Origin of the sequence: Marisediminitalea aggregata, assembly GCF_900129565.1 — a bacterium.
GTDB lineage: Bacteria > Pseudomonadota > Gammaproteobacteria > Enterobacterales > Alteromonadaceae > Alteromonas > Alteromonas aggregata.
Window position 1 is genome coordinate 554,439 of record NZ_FQWD01000002.1, and the last position, 16,892, is coordinate 571,330.

Sequence of the window (16,892 nt, forward strand, 5' to 3'; positions counted from 1 at the left end):
CGATATCCCCATCCGTCGTCCCGGAATCGCCCCGAGCGATATCCGGGATCTTAGAAACATCCAGCGGGGGTCGTTTTGACATCACGGACTTTTTGAATAGGTCCCGGGGCAAGCCCGGGATGACAGCGCTTTATAAGCCAAGAACTCAACCTACAATCAAGGGATACAAATCCAACCATTGGGGATTCTTTTGTGTGATCAGTTTTTCTTTCCAGCTTCGCCGCCAGCGTTTTAATTGCTTTTCGCGGGTGATCGCGGCGTACATTTCTTCGTGCATTTCGTAATACACCAGGTCTTTTACGTTGTAGCGGGTGCAGAAGCCGGATGCCATGGACATTTTGTGCTGGTACACGCGCTGGGGCAAATTGCTGGTAACGCCAACATACAGCACAGTGCGTGTGAAGTTAGATAGAATATACACGGCGGAATAACGTTCAGACATGCCATTGTCCTGAAAACAAACATAGCTTATTTGAGCGCTATCAAACGATGCTGACTACTGAATCAAAGATCGGAAAACGAATATAGGAAATCGGCAATATCAGTTTGAAGCACAAAAGCACCTCAAACTGACACCTGAATTTACACGCCAAATATGGCTTTAAGCGTGAAGAAGCACAGAATAGACAGGATTGCGCCAGCAGGCAGTGTTACTACCCAGGAAATCACGATGTTGCGGATAATGCCCAGGTTAAGCGCAGACACGCCGCGTGCCAGGCCCACACCCAATACCGCGCCTACCAACGTTTGTGTGGTAGAGATTGGTAGCCCGGTGCCTGAGGCAATGACCACGGTACAGGCAGCCGCCATTTCAGCCGCAAAGCCACGGCTAGGGGTTAAGTGAGTGATACCCTCACCAATGGTAGCGATAACGCGGTGACCAAATAAAGCCAGACCCGCAACAATACCTAAACCACCTAAAGGCAGAATCCACGGTGCCAGTGAACTGCTTGAACCAATTTCACCGCCGTTGGATACAACGCTAACTACTGCAGCCAATGGGCCAATGGCGTTCGCAACGTCGTTAGAGCCGTGCGCAAATGCCATACAACAAGCGGTAACAACCATTAACAACGCGAAGACTTTTTCTACGTTTGCACGCTGTAAATCCGCGTCTTCTGAGTGACTGTAAGCCTGGCGACTGATAAGCCATTTACCAATGAACGCAATAATTACGGCCAACACAACAGACAACACATAGCCTGTGGTTGGAGACAGGTCCAAACCAACGTGTTTCAGGCCTTTTTTAATGGTCACCAGCGACATCACAAAGCCCGCAAACGCCATGTAAAACGGCACGTATTTGCGTGCGTAATGGAACGGCTTGTCGGTTTCGAAAATCAGTTTGTGTGCGCTCATGAAAATCAGATACGCAATCACGCCGGAAATCGCCGGCGTTACAATCCAGCTGCCAACAATACCGCCAACTTTGCTCCACTCAACCGCATCCATACTCACGCCTACAGCCGTGAAGCCAATGATGGCACCAACAATAGAGTGAGTAGTAGAGACCGGCCAGCCCAGGTATGACGCGACCGCCAACCACAGACCTGCAGCAAATAAAGACGAGATCATTCCCAGTACCAGGTACTCGGGAATATCAACAAAATAAGCGGTATCGATGATGCCTTTACGGATCGTCGAGGTCACTTCACCACCGGCCAAATAGGCACCGGCGAATTCGAATATCATGGCAATGATAATAGCTTGCTTGATGGTAAGGGCTTTAGAACCTACTGAGGTGCCCATTGCATTGGCCACATCATTTGCGCCAATACCCCATGCCATCACAAATCCCACCGCAGCGGCGAGGATGATCAGAATCATGCCATAACTTTGTAGGAAATCCACTGACAATAGCTCCCAGTCTGTTTAGCAGTCTGTCAGACGTCGCGCGTTGAAAGACGTATTTACTGCTGACGGGCATTCTGTCGTGTTCACGCTTACTGCCAGCACGTTGAATTTATGCATTGTTCTTCGTTCGTTTTTTATACTGAAGCTTCAATATTGCGGCGCATTCTAACTTAATCCGAAGACAAGCCATAGACCATTTTCGACGATCTGCTACAAATAATCGGCTTTATCATCCTGATCGATGATATTTACAGCAAATATTTCACTTTCGTTACAGATTTAAGACAATGTTAGCCGGTATTTTGTTTTTCGCTCAGGTTAAATCGTCTAATTTTTGTTGCAAACTCTCTAATGGCGTATGACGCACGTCTTTTCCGCTGGTCAGCGACACTATGTATTCGCAGATATTTTTGCAGCGATCACCAATGCGCTCCAGCGATCGCAGTGCCCACAATATTTCCAGCCAGTCTTCCATATCTTCACCCGACCGCGACATTTCACCGGTGGTAAAAGTCAGCAATTTTTTATATTCGCTGTCGATGCGGTTGTCCTGATCATACACGTGTAACGCTGCGCGCTCATCCTGACGAGCAAAGGCGTCGAAGGTACCGCGCATCATGGCCGTAACCTGCTGACCAATTTGCAGCATGCTGCTTTTTATCGACTCCGATGCCGGGATCTTTTGTTTGGTTACCAGCTTGGCAATACGCTCTATTTCATCACCCATGCGCTCAATGTCAGTGATGGCCTTTGAGATGGTCATGATCAAACGCAGATCACTGGCGGTTGGGTGCCGCTTGGCAATAATCCGCACGCATTCTTCGTCGATCTGCATTTCCATGGAATTGACTTTCAGGTCGTTGAGTATGACCTTTTCTGCCAGCCCCGGATTATTCGTACTGATGGCTTTCAGAGTATCGATTAACTGCTGTTCGACTTCGCCGCCCATAGTGAGCACTGAGTTTCTGAGGTTTTCCAACTCCAGGTTAAAGCGATCAGAGATGTGAGTATTCAGTGCGACCTGATGCATACGCGTCCCTCTCCTTAGCCGTAACGGCCGGTGATGTAATCTTCGGTTTGTTTCTTGTCGGGCATGGTAAACAGCGTATCACTGTCGCTGTATTCCACCAGTTCGCCCTGATGCAGAAACGCCGTGTAATCTGACACCCGCGCAGCTTGTTGCATATTGTGGGTAACAATCACAATGGTACAGCGTTTCTTAAGCTCACCCATCAGTTCTTCAATAAACAGCGTGGTAAGTGGGTCCAATGCCGAGGTGGGCTCGTCGAGTAACAGAATACTCGGTTTCAGCGCCAGCGCCCGTGCAATAACCAAACGTTGCTGCTGACCGCCCGACAGGGTCATTGCCGAGTCAAACAGACGATCCTTTACTTCTTCCCACAGTGCAGCTTCGTGCAATGCGCGCTCTACAGCGTCATCGAGTTGCCGGCGCTGCTTGATGCCCTGCAACCGCAGTCCGTAACACACGTTGTCGTAAATGCTCATTGGAAAAGGATTGGGCCGTTGAAACACCATGCCTACCTGAGAGCGCAGCAACGACAGGTTTTCTTTTTTGTGATTAATATTGCGCCCTTCAATCACAATTTCACCGCTGGTCTGGCTGTTCAGGATCAAATCGTTCATACGGTTAAAACACGCGATCAGCGTGGACTTGCCGCAACCACTTTGGCCAATTAGCGCGGTAATGCGGTGTTTGGGAATGCGCATGTTAATGTCGTGCAGCACATGCTTCTGACCAAAACGCAAATTCAGGTCGCGTACTTCTATGGCCGTTTGTTCCGGCGACAGGCCTTCCAGGTCGAGTCGTTCCCGTTCGAACAGTTTCAGCATGAGCGTCAGTAACCTCGCAAATATCGTTGACGTAGCCGCTTACGTAAAATGACAGCCAGAATATTTAACACAAAAACCACCAGCAATAACAGCAAACAGCTGGCAAACATCATCGACGCGCTGCGCATATCGGTTTGGCTGTGGAATGCGCCGTCGTAAATTAATACTCCCAGGTGCATAAACTGGCGGTCCAGATGCAGGTAAGGGAACTCACCGTCAAACGGCAAATTCGGCGCAAACTTCACAGCGCCTACCAGCATTAACGGTGCAACTTCACCGGCGGCCCGGGCTATGGCCAGAATAACACCGGTCATGATACCCGGACTCGCAATGGGTAATATAGTGTGCCAGATGGTTTCCAGTTTAGTGGCCCCCAGTGCATAACTGCCCGCTTTGAGCCTGTCTGGCACACGGCGCAGCCCTTCTTCGGTCGCCACAATCACTACCGGCAAGGTTAAAATAGCCATGGTGAGTGCCGCCCAGAATACCCCGGGGGTCCCCATGGTCGGTGCCGGTAAGCGGTCGCTGAAGAACAGCTCGTCAATTTGACCACCTACCATATACACAAAAAAGCCCAGCCCGAACACGCCATACACAATAGAGGGCACCCCCGCCATATTACTCACGCAGATGCGTATCACCGCTGTCATGCTGTTGTCCGGGGCGTATTCGTTCAGGTAAATGGCTGCCATAACGCCAAATGGCGTTACCAGTATGGTCATAATAAAAATCATCAGCACGGTGCCAAACAGCGCCGGGAACACCCCACCCGCGGTGTTAGCCTGCTTTGGCGACTCACTCAGGAATGTCCACACTCCGTCAGCGGCAACCCCTAACTTGCCCCAGGTCGTGAGCTGGCCGGTATAGGTAAGCTGGTCCAGCTCATTCAGCGCAATAGAGAACGGCGCGCCGTCAGAAAACTGCACGTTTAAACGAAACTCGGCTATTTGGGCTTCCCGTTCCAGGACCTTGGTTTGCCACTCGCGGAATTCGGCAGACAACCGCTCTCTGGCTGGTGCGTCTTCAGCTACCGCGCGAATATCCAGCTCGGCCAGACGACGATGAATAGGCGCCAGGTGCTGCGTGCGGATTTGATCAACGTCCTGCTGCAGCAAGTCTACCCGGGCTTGCGCCTGAGCCAGTGAAGACAGCGGCTGCGCCTGATTTTCCGGCATGTCCACACTCACGGGTTTCGCAAACACCCGGGTGCCGTCGGCTAACAACATGTCTGCTGCGTCTTTGGCAACGGCCAGGTTTTGAATCGCGGGCGTTTCCAGAATTAATTGATTTCCATACGGGTAGCGCGTGTCTGAATAACGAATCAGCCACAAGCGCTGGGTACCGGCACTGTACTGGCTGGAGGCGTGCCCCACGCCTACCTGCCCATATACTTTGTGTTCCTTACCGGCCAGGTCAACATAGGTCAGCGAGTGCACCGGCCGTGGCCAGAAGTAATCACTGCCACGCAGTGCAATTAGCGCCAGCACACATACCAGGGCGACCAGCAACAAACTGGCACAAAACGCGCCCAAGCTAATCACAAAGGACTGCTGCTGACGGTTGGAGAGAAATTGCCTGACCGACCATTTACCCATAGCTGGCATTCCTGCGCAGGCGCTGGCGCAATAGCTCTGCCAACGTGTTCACAACAAAGGTAAAGGTAAATAACACACAGGCGGTTAAAAACAATACCTTGTAATGCATGCTGTCCAGCTCGGCCTCGGGTAGCTCAATGGCAAGGTTCGCGGTAAGCGCACGCAAACCAGCAAACAAGTCCCAATCGGCAATGGGTGTGTTGCCCGTTACCATTAATACAATCATGGTTTCGCCAAAGGCGCGTCCGAATCCCAGCATGATCGCCGCCATGATGCCCGGAAACGCCACGCGCAACACCACCCGGCGTAAGGTTTGAAGACGTGTCGCGCCGAGCGCATAAGAGGCCTGTCGCAGGCTGGCAGGCACACCGCTAATGGCGTCTTCGGCCAGCGAATAAATACTGGGAGAAATAGCAAACCCCAATGCAATGGCAACCAGAATAGTGGTTTTACCTACCGGCACACCGGTGGCGTCGGTAATGAAATCAAAGTCATTGACTTCCAGCAGGTAGAACAACAACTGCGGCGCCCATTCGATGCTGATGTAACCCAGTCCGACAATCCCTAACACCGGCAGTATCAGTTCCGCTACGTTGCGAACTTCTGACGGCAAATTGCGCGCTACCTTGTGCTGCACAAACGCAATCAACAACAAGCTAAACGGCACGGTAAATAAGAACACCGCGAACGAAAATAAAAAACGTTCTGCCAAGGGCGCCAGCCAAATGGCAGCTATAAAACCAATGAGGACCGACGGAATGGCTTCGAGCATTTCAATCGCTGGCTTCATATTGTCGCGCACTTTAGGGCGAGCAAAATACGCGGTATACACCGCCGCGCCCAGTGCGAGCGGTATGGCAATCAACAACGCCAGCCCCGACGCCTTAAAGCTACCAATTAGCAGCGGTACCAGGTTCATTTTGGTTTCCTGATAATCCGTTGCACTGGTGGTTTGCCAAAGCTGATCTGCCTCTTTGTACCCCTCGTAGATCTGCGGCGTCAGTAAGCTGTCTGCGGTACTGAGTCCAGCAAGGTGTTGAATGCGAAGTTTGATCATGACTGCATCGGAAAACACATAAGCCCGGTTATCGAACCAGCTCACGCCCGTTGGCTGAATTGGCAACCCGCGTCGCTCTACAATTTCGCCAGTTACCCGATTAATAAGCAGTAGCTGTTGTTGATTGGTCACCATGGCCAGGCCATTCACACTGGCATGCGGGTAAATGGCCACAGGTTGTTCCTGCTTACGCAACGCAAGTACGTAAGTGCGCTGATAGCGCAGCGTGCCTTTGTCGTTAAACACCGTGTAGCGACTCACCGTGCTGTCGGGGTGGGTAACAAACAGCGAGCGGTTTTTCACAAAGGTAAACACTTTATCGACTGCTTTGGTGAGGGAAATCTGGTTTATCTGCTGATGTTTTTCATTGTAAAAGCGCAGTTCTCGATCGCGTATCTGCACCACTTGTTTGCTGTCGGGCAGCAACACAACGGGGTGTGATGAAGGCAAGGTATGGCGCATGATATTCGCCGGGTCCTGACGATTCACCCACTGAATTAATTGCGACTGTGCGGTATTCACCACCATGATCAGCCATTGTTCACCAACGCCGAGCGTCCAGTCTGTGTGTTCGGCCCACACCGCTTCGGGGATCGCAAATGAAAGCTCGCTGGCCAGAGGCGTACCGAACGACCCCAGGGTCTGGGCTGTGCCGACCGTTGGCACGGGTAATAATCGCACTTGCCCGCTGGTAGAAATATCCACCGCATAGGGCTGTCCCTGCACTTGCAAGGTGGTAAGTGTGTGGCTACAAGGACGGCGAATGGATTGGCGGGCAGTCAGGGTATCGGCTTCGAGCCTGGCCAGAGTCAAACGGCATCCGGGTCCATCAATAATAGCGGCCTGACCACTGTCCATATCACCGACATATAAGTAGCGACCAGACGGTAACACCGGGATTTCGGTCTGAATGTCAGCGTCGGGCGACATCGCTATGCTGGCCGCTTGCGAGAACAAATGCCATATAAGAATGACCATGGTTAGCAGCACGATTCCGCCAAAACCACTGATAATGACGCGCGCAGCAGTGTCCCGGCGGCGACGTTTTTTCAGTACAGATCCCTGCTCAGCTGCTACATTCATTATCCAGAGTCATGATTTGGCTTAAATTGCACTGCTCAGCAGTGTAAGTTGTGATATTTTAAGATCAAGAGAAACTTATAAATACCTGACTTCGTCGCGCTTTTTTTCGACGACGCAGAACAACTCACAGGAGTGAATGCATGAAGCCTGTCATCATCACTGTAATAGGTAAAGATCGCCCCGGCTTAGTCGATGCGGTGGCGAAAAAGGTGTATCAGTTCGGTGGCAACTGGCAAGGCAGTAGCTTTGCACATATGGCCGGACAATTTGCGGGTTTTGTGGAAGTGCTGGTGCCGGCCGAACAGCATCAGGCGCTCATTGACGCGCTGAATACGCTGGACGGATTGCAGGTCCAGTCGCAGTCGGTTACCGATACGCTGGAACAGCCCGACGAAATGCTGCGCATTGAGGTGATGGGCAATGACCGCGCCGGCATCGTGCAGGAGCTTACCAATGTACTGCATGGCTTTAATCTCAACATTTTGCACTTTGCGTCTACTTGCGAAAGCGCGCCTAACTGGGGCAGTCAGATGTTTAAGGCACAGCTGCGCGTAGGCGTGTCGGCCGACCTGGATCGCGACGATCTGCAGGAAGCGCTGGAAGCCGTTGCCAACGACCTGGTTGTAGACATTACCACAACCCTGTCGTAGGGCTTGTTACCCGCGGCCATTGCCAGCCAAACACTGGCCGCAAAAATTTGTTTGCGCCGTCAACATGCTGTCACACTTCGCTGGCATGTTAACGCGTTTTGATCGCTGAATAATTGATGTAATTATGGAATCGACTGATCTTTATTATCCCAAAGAACTGAGCTGGCTGGCGTTTAACGAACGCGTATTGCAGGAAGCCGCCGACAAGAATAACCCCGCCGTTGAGCGCATTCGCTTTTTGGGCATCTATTCAAACAACCTGGACGAATTCTTTCGGGTACGGGTTTCTGACGTAAAACGGCAAATCATTATTGCCCAGAATGACGGTAACGAGCTGGAAGCCCAGCACCAGCGTAAACTACTGGAACAAATCCAGCAGAAGGTGATGGCGTTGTCGAAGAAGTTCGACACTATCCACAAAGATGTGGTGAAAGCGCTGGCTCGCTACAATATTTACATCCTGCAAAAGCACGAGCTGACAGACTATCAACGCGAATGGGTAAGGAATTACTTTATAAACAAAGTCCTTCGACACATCGCGCCTATTCTGATTGATAAGAAAACGGACCTGCTCAGCCGACTGAACGGTAATGCCGTGTATTTGTATGTGGCTCTGCGTCGCGAAGGACGTAGTCCAAGATTCGCGGCTGTACAGGTGCCAACGGGCGAAGTGCCACGTTTCTTCTTAATACCGCCTCAGCGCAGCCGCAAGAACAAGCACATCATTTTGCTCGACGATATGATCCAGCTCTCCATGGAAGATATCTTCCGTGGTTTCGTGAAGTTCGACACGCTGGAGTCCTACTCATTTAAAATGACCCGCGACGCAGAATACTCCATTAACGACGAAATCGACGAAAGCTACGTTGAGAAAATGTCTGAGAGTATGAAGCAGCGCCTGATTGCCGAGCCCGTTCGGGTGATCCACGATCAGGACATGCCAGAAGACATGGTAGAGGACTTACAAAAGCGTTTAAAAGTCACCAAGCTCGATACCCTGCATTCTGCCGGTCACTACCGTAACTTTAAAGACTTTATTGGCTTCCCTAACCCGGGTCGTGAATACCTTGAACACCCGCCGTTACCGGCCATCGACACGAAAGACTTCTCGGCCTACAACACGGTATTCGACGCCATCAGCGACCACGACATATTGCTGTACTATCCGTATCACCGCTTCCTGCACTTTACCGAGTTTGTGCGTCAGGCCGCGTTTGACCCTAATGTGAAGTCGATTCGGATTAACATTTACCGGGTAGCCAGCCATTCTCGTATTATCAGCTCGTTAATTGACGCAGTAGATAACGGCAAGAAAGTCACGGTAATCGTTGAGCTGCGCGCCCGTTTTGACGAAGAAGCCAACATTGAATGGTCGAAGCGTATGACCGACGCTGGCATTCGCGTGGTACTTGGTGTGCCGTCGTTAAAAATTCACTCCAAACTGTGTATTGTGTCGCGTGAAGAGCGCGGCAAACTTATGCATTACGCGCACTTCGGCACCGGTAACTTCAACGAGAAAACCGCGAAAATCTATACCGATTTCAGCTTGTTTACCAAAAACCAGGAGCTGGCCGAGGAAGGCAACGCTGTGTTCGACTTAATTTCGAACCCGTACCGCCGCTACAAGTTCCAGCATCTGCAAATATCACCGCTGAACGCCCGTACCAAAATTCAGTCGTTGATCCGTCAGGAAATCCAATACCTGAAAGAAGGCCACAAAGCCGGCATTACGTTTAAGATCAACAACCTGGTCGACAACGAACTGATTGACGATCTGTACCGCGCGAGCCAGGCAGGCGTGAAAATCCGCGGTATCGTACGCGGTATGTGTAGCTTGCGTCCGGGCATTAAAGGTCTGAGTGAAAACATCAAAATCATTTCGGTAGTAGACCGCTTCCTGGAACACCCCCGGGTGATGATTTTCAATGGCGGCGGCAACCGCAAAGTGTACATCTCGTCGGCTGACTGGATGATGCGTAACATGGACAACCGTATCGAGGTGGGTGCACCGGTTTATGACGATGCGCTCCAGCAACGCATTGTGGATATTATGGAAATTCAGTTCCGCGATACCATGAAAGCCAGAGAGATCGACAAGGAACAAGTTAACCAGTATGTTAGACGTGGAAATCGCAAAAAGCTGCGCTCTCAGGAAGAGATTTATGACTACCTTAAACAGCTAGAAGAGAAGAAATGAGTCCAGACCCTTCGTCATTTGCCAGCGTAGAAAGTCGTGAAGCCAGTAAAGTGGCCGCGCTTGATATCGGCTCAAACAGTTTTCACCTGGTGGTTGCCCGCATCGTTGCAGGCTCAGTGCAAATCCTTCACCGGGTGAAACAAAAAGTCAGACTGGCAGAAGGGTTAAACGAAGACAACGTGCTGCAAGGCGAAGCCAAGCAGCGCGGGCTGGATACCTTAAAAATCATTGCTGATTCGTTGAAAGGGTTTGAACCGGACTCAGTTCGCATTGTAGCGACCCACACGCTTCGCAGGGCCGTGAATGCCAAAGAGTTTATTGAAGAAGCATTGCAAGTGCTGCCCTACCCCATTGAAGTGATTTCAGGTACGGAAGAAGCCCGTCTTATTTACTCTGGGGTAGCGCATACCAATCACGACGCGGGTAAACGTCTGGTAGTAGACATCGGCGGCGGCTCTACTGAATTCATCATTGGAGAAGGTTTATCGCCTTTACTGCTGCGCAGTTTACAAATGGGATGTGTTAGCTACACCCAACGCTTTTTTGCTAATGGCGAGCTGAAAGCCAAAGCGTTTGACAAAGCCATCACCGCTGCCGAGCAAGAAATGGAACCTATTGAGGAGCGCTACCGCCGGTTAGGCTGGCAGCGCTGTATCGGCACTTCCGGTACCATTAAGGCCATTTACAATCTGGTTCAGCAGACTCAGAAAGAAGGCGAGCATGATGTGCCGGTAACGCTGAAGGCGTTAAAGTCGCTAATGAAACAATTCATTGAAGCTGGCCATATCGACAAGCTCAATTTCCCGGAAATGACCGAGGACCGACGCCCGGTCATTCCCGCCGGCTTGTGCGTACTGATAGGTTTATTCAAGGCGCTCAAGATTGAAGCGTTGGAATACTCCCCTGCCGCTTTGCGGGAAGGCGTGCTGTATCAGATGGAAGATGAGCTGCACAACAGCGATATTCGCAGTCGCACCGCCAGCAGCCTTGCGACCCGTTACGATGTCGACATCGATCAGGCAAACCTGGTACTCAACACGACTCTGACCCTGTTTAACCATTGTCAGAAGGCGTGGAAGCTGCGTCACCCTGACTATCGCGCTATTTTAGGCTGGGCGGCGTTATTGCATGAAGTCGGCTTTCAAATTAACACCCGCGGCGTACAGCGCCATTCAGCGTATATTCTGCAAAATGTAGATATGCCCGGGTTTAATCAAGCTCAACAAGAATTGTTAGCCACCCTGGTGCGTTTCCATCGCAAGAAAATACGCATTGCCGATATTCCGTCGTTTACCCAATACGACAAAGAAGACGTGTACCGTTTGATTGTGATGCTGCGACTGGGCGTGCTGTTAAACATAAAACGCCAGGAATCATTCTTGCCTGAGTTTGAAGTTGACGTCGAAAAAGACAAACTCAGTGTGACCTTTCCAGCAGAATGGCTGCCGTCAAAACCCATCATGACGGCCGACCTGGAACGCGAAAAAGGCTATCAGTCAGCTGTGGGTATTGAGCTGGACGTTTCCTAAGATCCCGAATATCGCTGGGGCGATTTCGGGACGACGGATGGGTGGGATACATCCTTTCCCCGTCATCCCGGACTTGATCCGGGACCTTGGCTTGTTCCGGGACCTATTCAAAAAGGCCGTGATCTAAAAACAACCACCGCTGGATGTTTCCAAGATCCCGAATATCGCTGGGGCGATTTCGGGACGACGGATGGGAATATCGCTGGGGCGATTTCGGGACGACGGATGGGGACAAGCGCTTCGCGTTTCCGGGACCCTGGTTCGTTCCGGGTAAAGAGCCGTCATCCCGGGCTTGCCCCGGGACCTATTCAAAAAGGCCGCGATCTAAAAACAACCACCGCTGGATGTTTCCTAGGATCCCGAATATCGCTGGGGCGATTTCGGGACGACGGATGGGAATATCGCTGAAGCAATTTCGGGACGACGGATGGAGATAATCGCTTCGCCTTTTCCGGGACGACGGACGGACGTGCCCTAAACCGTAATCACCTGATTACGGCCTGCGGCTTTGGCGTTGTATAGCGCCTGGTCGGCTTCTTTTACGCTGCTGAAAAACTCGCTGTTGTGGGTCATTTCAATCACCCCAAATGAAGCCGTGAGCATAAGGTTTACCCCTTTGGCTTCAATTTCGGTTTCACTGATAACCTTGCGCAGCCGTTCAGCCAGTTCGGTGGCCTGATTGCGGTCGCAGTGCGGGCTCAACACTAAAAACTCTTCACCGCCCATGCGGATCAATGTATCTTCGGCTCGCAGTTCGTCCTTAATAATCTTACAAAAACGCTTTAAGGCGATGTCGCCGACTACGTGGCCGTGTTTGTCATTAATAGCTTTAAAGTGGTCGATGTCACAGGCCACCACTGACAAAATTTCGTTATTGCGCAACGCGTGGGCGCTCAGCTTTGGCGCAATTTCGTAGAAGAAATGACGGTTTTTGGCCCCCGTGAGTGGGTCGGTATGCACTTGTGTATGCAAGCGGTTAACCAGCGAATGCAACACACTCACCGCAAACGACAACATAAACACCAGCATAAACACCAGTAAAATCGCGAAGGTTAAACTGTGGTGATGCACAATACTGGCGTCGAAGAAAATAAGGTAAATCGGCAAAATAGCGAGGAGTGTATAGAACACCGTAGACAACACGGCATAAAGCACTTTGTCGCCAAGGCTGTTTGTTGCCAGATAATATTTTACCCGGCGGATAGCCTGCCACACCGGAAACGCGACGCTTAACAATATAACCGTATTGGCAGTCCACTGAGGAAGGTAACCAGCCTGAAGCAGCAATGAACACAGTGCCACGCCCACCAGATGCAGCAGCACTAACGTTATTTGTTGGCGATTTAATGAATGCCCGTAGCGCTTAACAATGGTCATCATGAGCATGTATGCCGCTGAGAGAGACATTACATAGAACCCCATGCGACCGATGTCTTCGTATCCGGAGAAACGCACTGTCTGAAAGACTTCTACGAGCCAGCAGGCAGCCAGAAAAAGTCGGGCAAATACACCGGAACTGGCTTTTGTTTTATGGTTTGGAACGGGGAGTGCGAACGTAAATACCACGCCAATCAGGGCAACTATCCCCAGCAGCAAAGTCTGTGCTACCACATAATCATAATCCATCACGGTGACAACCTACTTTCTTTGTTATTGTATTGTTAAAAGCGATTACGGAATATACGCGAATGCAGTACAAATAACCAGCAGGATAATTAGGGGATAGCGTAGCGATATCGTGACGCCGACGAAACCGGCGTCACAGAGAGGCAGGATTAGGTTAATGAAGCCTGATAAATGGCTTCAATAGCGGTATCCAGTGTTGCTTCAAACTCGGCGTCGCTTTGTTGTGCCGATACGCCTTCGGTCAGTGCACGCGAGAAGCTTGCGATCATACCGTGGTTTTCAGCCAGTTTGGCATTGGCGTCGTCGCGGCTATAACCGCCAGACAGCGCTACCACTTTCAGCACTTTCGGGTGGTCCACCAACTCTTTGTAGAAATCGGCTTGCTCCGGGATAGTCAGCTTAAGCATGACTTTCTCGTCGCCCAGCATGTTCAATTGCGCCAGAATTTCCAGCTTCAGTAAGGCCTCTGCTTCCGCTTTTTCCGGGCTGTTGATATCAACTTCAGGCTCAATGATAGGTACCAGACCTGCCGCCAGAATTTGCTTACCCACTTCAAACTGCTGCTCAACCACGGCTTTAATGCCTTCGTGATTAGCCAGTTTTACTACTGAACGCATTTTAGTCCCAAATACGTCCTGTGCGTTGGCTTTTGCTAACAGTTCGTCAAGACCCGGCATTGGCTTCATTAACTGAACGCCATTGGCTTCGGCTTCTAATCCTTTGTCGACTTTCAGAAACGGAACAACGCGCTTCTTTTGCCACAGGAAATTTGCAGAAGACAGACCTTCAATGTCACGGTCCAGGGTATTTTCGAACAAGATAGCGCCCAATACGCGCTCGCCAGAAAAGGCATTACAGGTAATGATACGGGTACGCATGGCGTGAACCATGTCGAACATTTCGTCGTCGTTAGCGTAAGCTGACTCGTCGATGCCGTAAAGTTTGAGGGCTTTTGGGGTACTTCCACCGCTCTGGTCCAGTGCGGCAATAAAGCCTCCCTGAGTGAGGATTTTATCAAGCATAGCTTGCTGTGCCTGTGATGCCATGTGCAACACTCCTTTCTTTTTCATGTACCGCGATTAAACGGCTGTAGGGTTACGAAAAATCGTTTGACCTGCTGATCCGTTAGCAGGCTGCCAGGCCCTGTGTTTATGTGTCACAGGTACCCGGCGGGGAAGATCTGCTGAGTTGCGTTGTTGTTATTTATTTTTTTCTTCGAGTACCGCAACGGCAGGCAGGGTTTTCCCTTCTAAAAATTCTAAGAAAGCGCCACCACCGGTTGAGATGTACGACACTTTGTCAGCAATATTGTACTTATCCACTGCCGCTAGCGTATCACCACCGCCGGCAATTGAAAACGCATTGCTCGCTGCAATGGCTTCTGACAGTGCTTTTGTTCCAGCTGCGAACTGATCGAACTCAAAAACACCAACCGGACCATTCCAAACAATGGTGCCCGCGTTCTTCAAAATGTCTTCAAGCGCAGCTGAGCTGTCTGGGCCGATATCAAAAATCATATCGTCATCAGCAACATCAGCAACGTTTTTCAGTTCTGCTGGCGTATCTTCAGCAAAAGCCTTACCGGTTACCACGTCGGTAGGTACCGGAATGTCACCGCCATTGGCTTGCGCCTGGGTAATCAGTTGCTTCGCTTCGTCAACCAGATCCATTTCAACCAGTGATTTACCCACATTGTGGCCTTGTGCCGCAATAAAGGTATTGGCGATACCGCCGCCCACAATCAATTGGTCTACTTTCTCTGCTAATGATTTTAACACAGTCAGTTTGGTAGACACTTTTGAGCCACCCACAATGGCGACCATCGGGCGAGCCGGATTATCCAGTGCTTTCGCCAGTGCAGCCAGTTCACCAGCTAACAATGGACCAGCTACCGCTTGTGGAGCAAATTTGGCAACGCCGTGAGTCGATGCCTGGGCGCGGTGAGCCGTACCAAATGCGTCCATTACAAACACATCGCACAGCGCGGCGTATTGCTTAGACAGGGTTTCGTCGTCTTTCTTTTCGCCTTTGTTAAAGCGCACGTTCTCTAAAATTACGCACTCACCGGCAGCTACGTCAACGCCATCCAAGTAGTCTTTTACCAGTTTTACGTCGGTATCCAGCACGTCATTCAGGTAGTCCACAACAGGCTGTAGCGAAAACTCATCCGCTGGCTCGCCTTCAGTCGGGCGTCCTAGGTGTGACATCACCATAACGGCTGCACCTGCGTCAAGCGCGGCTTTAATGGTAGGCAGTGACGCTTTGATACGTGCATCTGAGGTAACTTTACCGTCTTTTACCGGAACGTTCAGATCCTGACGGATCAATACGCGCTTACCTGACAAATCAATATCTGACATGCTTGGGATTGACATTGCTCTTCCTTATTAAATTAAAAAGTAAAACCTAAAATGCGTTAATTAATGACTGCCCACCTGATACATCGCCAGTGCCGTATCTAACATACGGTTTGCAAAGCCCCATTCGTTGTCACACCACACCAGGGTTTTCACCAGCTGCTTGTGACTCACGCGGGTTTGCGTACCATCCACAATACACGAATGCGGATCGTGATTGAAATCCACCGACACCAGGGGTTCTTCGGTGTAATCCAGAATACCGGCCAGCTTGCCGCTTCTGGCATTGCGAAGCGCGTCGTTTACCTGATCAATTGTAACCTGTGCGGCTAACGTTACGCTTAAGTCCATAGCGGTAACGTTGATGGTAGGTACGCGCACAGCTATCGCTTCAAATTTACCGGCAAACTTCGGCAGTATCCGCTCTATGCCCCGGGCCAGTCGCGTGTCGACCGGAATAATCGACTGGCTGGCAGCGCGCGTACGGCGCAAATCCGGGTGGTATGCGTCGATGACCTGCTGATCGTGCATAGAAGAATGAATGGTGGTGATGGTGCCGCTTTCTACGCCAAAGGCTTCGTCGAGTACCTGAATCACCGGCACTATACAGTTAGTGGTACAGGAGCCGTTAGACACCACGGTTTGTTCCGGGCGCAGAGTGTCCTCGTTACAGCCAAAAATAATGGTGTTATCCATGTCGGGCGCACCGGGCTGGGAAAACAGGACTTTTTTAGCGCCGTTTTGAATGTGCAGTAAACCGCTGGCGCGGTCCTGATACTGCCCCGTACACTCCAGCACAATATCTACATCTAACTCTTCCCAGGGCAAGCCCTGAATATCGGACTGGTGACATAAACGAATGCGGTCGCCGGCAACAATGAGGTCGCTACCGTCGCGTTCCACATGGCAGGCAAAGCGGCCATGTGACGTGTCGAATTTGAGCAAGTGCGCCATACCGGCCGGGTCGGCCAGTTCGTTTATAGCAACCACTTGCATAGATTGGTTGCGGCCACTCTCATAGAGTGCCCGCAGTACATTTCGGCCGATGCGGCCAAAGCCATTAATGGCTATTCTTACCATATGTTTTTACTAG

Annotated in this window: 13 protein-coding genes; 3 read left to right on the forward strand and 10 right to left on the reverse strand. The window is 50.9% G+C overall.

From position 1 onward, the window contains the following. Positions 1-145: 145 nt before the first annotated feature. From BUB81_RS06575 to BUB81_RS06600, 6 genes are all read right to left on the reverse strand, one after another. Complete coding sequence (locus tag BUB81_RS06575; RefSeq protein WP_073320092.1) at positions 146-442, reverse strand: GIY-YIG nuclease family protein; 297 nt, start codon at positions 440-442, stop codon at positions 146-148. A 140-nt stretch (positions 443-582) separates the two neighbouring features. Beyond that, positions 583-1,851: an inorganic phosphate transporter gene (locus BUB81_RS06580; protein WP_073320095.1), complete on the reverse strand. Its 1,269-nt coding sequence runs from the start codon at positions 1,849-1,851 to the stop codon at positions 583-585. 316 nt (positions 1,852-2,167) lie between these two features. Continuing rightward, positions 2,168-2,884: a phosphate signaling complex protein PhoU gene (phoU, locus tag BUB81_RS06585; RefSeq protein ID WP_073320098.1), complete on the reverse strand. Its 717-nt coding sequence runs from the start codon at positions 2,882-2,884 to the stop codon at positions 2,168-2,170. Positions 2,885-2,898: 14 nt separating this feature from the next. Next, the gene (gene pstB, locus BUB81_RS06590; RefSeq protein ID WP_073320101.1) at positions 2,899-3,705 is read right to left on the reverse strand and encodes a phosphate ABC transporter ATP-binding protein PstB; all 807 of its coding nucleotides are present in this window, start codon (positions 3,703-3,705) and stop codon (positions 2,899-2,901) included. A gap of 5 nt (positions 3,706-3,710) precedes the next feature. Continuing rightward, positions 3,711-5,300, reverse strand: a complete 1,590-nt coding sequence (gene pstA, locus BUB81_RS06595; RefSeq protein WP_084526284.1) for a phosphate ABC transporter permease PstA — start codon at positions 5,298-5,300, stop codon at positions 3,711-3,713. Beyond that, a complete protein-coding gene (locus tag BUB81_RS06600; RefSeq protein ID WP_073320104.1) occupies positions 5,293-7,440 on the reverse strand; it encodes an ABC transporter permease subunit in 2,148 nt (715 codons plus the stop codon). The genes pstA and BUB81_RS06600 overlap by 8 nt, the downstream gene beginning before the upstream one ends. A 140-nt stretch (positions 7,441-7,580) precedes the next feature. Between BUB81_RS06600 and BUB81_RS06605 the strand changes: the two genes are divergently transcribed. The 3 genes from BUB81_RS06605 to ppx all read left to right on the forward strand — a co-directional run bounded on the left by BUB81_RS06605 (position 7,581) and on the right by ppx (position 11,816). Next, positions 7,581-8,090 (forward strand): glycine cleavage system transcriptional repressor, encoded by a 510-nt coding sequence (locus tag BUB81_RS06605; RefSeq protein WP_073320107.1) that lies wholly within the window; start codon positions 7,581-7,583, stop codon positions 8,088-8,090. Positions 8,091-8,214: 124 nt separating this feature from the next. Then, positions 8,215-10,287, forward strand: coding sequence for a polyphosphate kinase 1 (gene ppk1 / locus BUB81_RS06610; RefSeq protein WP_073320110.1), 2,073 nt, complete (start codon positions 8,215-8,217; stop codon positions 10,285-10,287). Beyond that, positions 10,284-11,816 (forward strand): exopolyphosphatase, encoded by a 1,533-nt coding sequence (ppx, locus tag BUB81_RS06615; RefSeq protein ID WP_073320113.1) that lies wholly within the window; start codon positions 10,284-10,286, stop codon positions 11,814-11,816. Before ppk1 ends, ppx begins: the two co-directional genes overlap by 4 nt. Positions 11,817-12,290: 474 nt before the next feature. Here ppx and BUB81_RS06620 read toward each other — a convergent pair whose 3' ends face one another. The 4 genes from BUB81_RS06620 to epd all read right to left on the reverse strand — a co-directional run bounded on the left by BUB81_RS06620 (position 12,291) and on the right by epd (position 16,879). Continuing rightward, complete coding sequence (locus BUB81_RS06620) at positions 12,291-13,442, reverse strand: GGDEF domain-containing protein (RefSeq protein WP_073320116.1); 1,152 nt, start codon at positions 13,440-13,442, stop codon at positions 12,291-12,293. Positions 13,443-13,591: 149 nt separating this feature from the next. Further along, positions 13,592-14,488, reverse strand: a complete 897-nt coding sequence (locus BUB81_RS06625; protein WP_073320119.1) for a fructose bisphosphate aldolase — start codon at positions 14,486-14,488, stop codon at positions 13,592-13,594. Between the two features lie 153 nt (positions 14,489-14,641). After that, positions 14,642-15,817, reverse strand: a complete 1,176-nt coding sequence (locus BUB81_RS06630; protein ID WP_073320122.1) for a phosphoglycerate kinase — start codon at positions 15,815-15,817, stop codon at positions 14,642-14,644. 45 nt (positions 15,818-15,862) lie between these two features. Beyond that, positions 15,863-16,879: an erythrose-4-phosphate dehydrogenase gene (gene epd / locus BUB81_RS06635; RefSeq protein ID WP_073320125.1), complete on the reverse strand. Its 1,017-nt coding sequence runs from the start codon at positions 16,877-16,879 to the stop codon at positions 15,863-15,865. Positions 16,880-16,892: the final 13 nt, after the last annotated feature.

Bases quoted from the DNA above. Each gene is read 5' to 3' on its own strand.
- BUB81_RS06575 (WP_073320092.1), bottom strand. From the start codon at position 442: ATGTCTGAACGTTATTCCGCCGTGTATATTCTATCTAACTTCACACGC.
- phoU (WP_073320098.1), bottom strand. From the start codon at position 2,884: ATGCATCAGGTCGCACTGAATACTCACATCTCTGATCGCTTTAACCTG.
- pstB (WP_073320101.1), bottom strand. From the start codon at position 3,705: ATGCTGAAACTGTTCGAACGGGAACGACTCGACCTGGAAGGCCTGTCG.
- pstA (WP_084526284.1), bottom strand. From the start codon at position 5,300: ATGGGTAAATGGTCGGTCAGGCAATTTCTCTCCAACCGTCAGCAGCAG.
- BUB81_RS06600 (WP_073320104.1), bottom strand. From the start codon at position 7,440: ATGAATGTAGCAGCTGAGCAGGGATCTGTACTGAAAAAACGTCGCCGC.
- BUB81_RS06605 (WP_073320107.1), top strand. From the start codon at position 7,581: ATGAAGCCTGTCATCATCACTGTAATAGGTAAAGATCGCCCCGGCTTA.
- ppk1 (WP_073320110.1), top strand. From the start codon at position 8,215: ATGGAATCGACTGATCTTTATTATCCCAAAGAACTGAGCTGGCTGGCG.
- ppx (WP_073320113.1), top strand. From the start codon at position 10,284: ATGAGTCCAGACCCTTCGTCATTTGCCAGCGTAGAAAGTCGTGAAGCC.
- BUB81_RS06620 (WP_073320116.1), bottom strand. From the start codon at position 13,442: ATGGATTATGATTATGTGGTAGCACAGACTTTGCTGCTGGGGATAGTT.
- BUB81_RS06625 (WP_073320119.1), bottom strand. From the start codon at position 14,488: ATGGCATCACAGGCACAGCAAGCTATGCTTGATAAAATCCTCACTCAG.
- BUB81_RS06630 (WP_073320122.1), bottom strand. From the start codon at position 15,817: ATGTCAATCCCAAGCATGTCAGATATTGATTTGTCAGGTAAGCGCGTA.
- epd (WP_073320125.1), bottom strand. From the start codon at position 16,879: ATGGTAAGAATAGCCATTAATGGCTTTGGCCGCATCGGCCGAAATGTA.